The sequence below is a fragment of the Mycobacterium sp. genome (assembly GCF_049278535.1).
Classification (GTDB): Bacteria; Actinomycetota; Actinomycetes; order Mycobacteriales; family Mycobacteriaceae; genus Mycobacterium.
In genome coordinates, this window is sequence record NZ_JBAPMI010000217.1 from 1 (window position 1) to 2,571 (window position 2,571).

The following is a 2,571-nucleotide window of genomic DNA, read 5'->3' on the forward strand; positions in this document are numbered from 1 at the left end:
GAGTGGAGTCCGTACCGGCTCCGCAGTTGCTACAGGGCGATTACGTCGTGGTGGAGGCGGGGGAGTTGATCCCCGCCGACGGCGACGTTATCGACGGTGTCGCCAGTGTCGACGAGTCTGCCATCACCGGTGAATCGGCGCCGGTGATCCGGGAGTCCGGTGGCGACCGGTCCGCAGTCACCGGCGGTACCACCGTGCTGTCGGACCGCATCGTCGTCAAGATCACCCAGGAGCCGGGTAAGAGCTTCATCGACCGCATGATCGCTCTCGTCGAGGGCGCCAACCGGCAGAAGACGCCGAACGAGATCGCGCTGAACATCTTGCTGGCGGCGCTGACCATCATCTTCGTGTTCGCCGTGACCACCCTGCAGCCGTTGGCGATCTACTCCAAGGTCAACAACCCGGGCGTCGCCGACACGCCGGCACTGACCAGCAACGGGGTCAGCGGCGTCGTCTTGGTGGCGCTGCTGGTCTGCCTCATCCCCACCACCATCGGCGCGCTGTTGTCGGCGATCGGTATCGCCGGTATGGACCGACTGGTACAGCGCAATGTCCTGGCGATGTCGGGCCGCGCGGTCGAGGCAGCCGGTGACGTCAACACGCTGCTGCTGGACAAGACCGGAACGATCACGCTGGGTAACCGGGAGGCTTCCGACTTCATCCCGGTCGGAACTGTCACCGACGAGGCGCTCGCCGACGCCGCCCAGCTGTCCAGCCTCGCCGACGAAACACCCGAGGGTCGCTCGATCGTCGTGTACGCCAAGGAGGCCTACGGGCTACGCGAGCGCTCGCCGGGCGAACTCAACAACGCCCACTGGGTCGAGTTCACCGCGACGACGCGGATGTCCGGTGTCGACCTCGAGGGACGGCAGCTGCGCAAAGGCGCGGCCAGCTCGGTCACCAAATGGGTCCGCGAGCAGGGCGGGACCATTCCCGACTTGCTCGGCGAGATCGTCGACGGCATCTCGGCCGCGGGCGGAACCCCGTTGGTCGTCGGCGTCGTCACCAACGGACAAGCCGACGTACTCGGTGTCATCCACCTCAAGGACGTGGTCAAGCACGGCATGCGGGCCCGCTTCGACGAGATGCGCACGATGGGCATCAGAACGGTGATGATCACCGGTGACAATCCGTTGACCGCGCGAGCGATCGCCGAGGAAGCGGGTGTCGACGATTTCCTCGCCGAGGCCACCCCCGAAGACAAGATGATGCTGATCAAGCGTGAACAGGAAGGCGGTCGGCTGGTCGCGATGACCGGTGACGGCACGAACGACGCACCCGCGCTGGCTCAGGCCGACGTCGGGGTGGCGATGAACAGCGGAACCAGCGCGGCCAAAGAAGCCGGCAACATGGTCGACCTGGACTCCGATCCGACCAAACTGATCGAGATCGTGGAGATCGGCAAGCAACTGTTGATCACCCGCGGCGCGTTGAGCACGTTCTCGATTGCCAACGACATCGCAAAGTACTTCGCGATCATCCCGGCCATGTTCGTGGCGTTGTTTCCCGGTTTGGACCTGATCAACGTCATGCGGCTGCACAGCCCGCAGTCGGCGATTCTTTCCGCGGTGATTTTCAACGCGATCATCATCGTCCTACTGATTCCGTTGGCCCTACGCGGCGTTCAGTACACGCCGAGCAGTGCGTCAAAGCTGTTGAGCCGCAACCTTTATCTATACGGTCTGGGCGGCATCGTCGCCCCGTTCATCGGTATCAAGCTGATCGACCTGGTCGTGCAATTCATTCCCGGGATGGGCTGAGAAATGAACCGCGTCGGCGACGATGCGGTGGGGGTACCTCCAGCCGCGCAGCGGCGAGGGGGCCGAAGCGATGAAGAGGAGCGGCGCAAATGAATTTTTCCAACATCATTCGCCAGCACTGGGCGGCCCTGCGCGCGCTGCTGGTGCTGACCGCAATCACTGGGATCATCTACCCGCTGGCTGTATGGGCGATCGCGTTGCTGCCCGGACTGCACGCTAACGCAGAAGGGTCGATCATCGACATGGCGGGAAAGCCGGTGGGTAGCAAGCTGATCGGCCAGTCGTTCACCGACAAGGACGGCAATCCGCTGCCGCGATACTTCCAGAGCAGGCCGTCTGCGGCCGGTGCCGGCTACGACCCGATGGCATCGGGAGCCACCAACCTCGGACCGGAAAGCATCGTCGACACGCCGGCCGATCCGAGCAAGCTGGCTCCTGGCGCTGACCCGTCCACTGCGGGCTTCAAACCCAGCCTGCTGACCCAGGTCTGCTCGCGCAGTATCGCGGTCGGCAAGCTCGAAAACGTCGACGGGTCCCGACCGTTCTGCACCGGCGGCGGAGTAGGCGCAGTGCTGTCGGTGATCGGGCCACGCGACTCGACCGGCAATGTCACCCATCCGACCCAGGTGGTCAGCGTCAATGAACCGTGCTCGAAGCCTGCGAGTGCGCCCGCGTCGGCGTTCCAACAGTTCTACGAAGGCGTGCGGGTGCAGTGCGCCCAATATGGCCAGGACTACTCGAGCGGTCAGATCGTCCCGGTTCGCGGGGCGGCGCCGGATCACCCGGTTGTGCCGGCCGATGCCGTCACCGC

The 2,571-nt window shown here is 64.6% G+C and carries 2 protein-coding genes and 1 pseudogene; all 3 read left to right on the forward strand.

Annotated elements, in window-relative coordinates; translation table 11 throughout:
* On the forward strand, positions 1-1,760 hold a 1,760-nt coding region (gene kdpB, locus WAO18_RS15180; protein ID WP_422207083.1), incomplete at its 5' end, for a potassium-transporting ATPase subunit KdpB.
* A gap of 6 nt (positions 1,761-1,766) precedes the next feature.
* A pseudogene (locus WAO18_RS15185) lies at positions 1,767-1,853 on the forward strand (hypothetical protein); the annotation flags it as partial.
* The coding region (locus WAO18_RS15190; RefSeq protein WP_422207084.1) for a potassium-transporting ATPase subunit C at positions 1,850-2,571 on the forward strand (722 nt) is incomplete at its 3' end. The pseudogene WAO18_RS15185 and the gene WAO18_RS15190, both read left to right, overlap by 4 nt.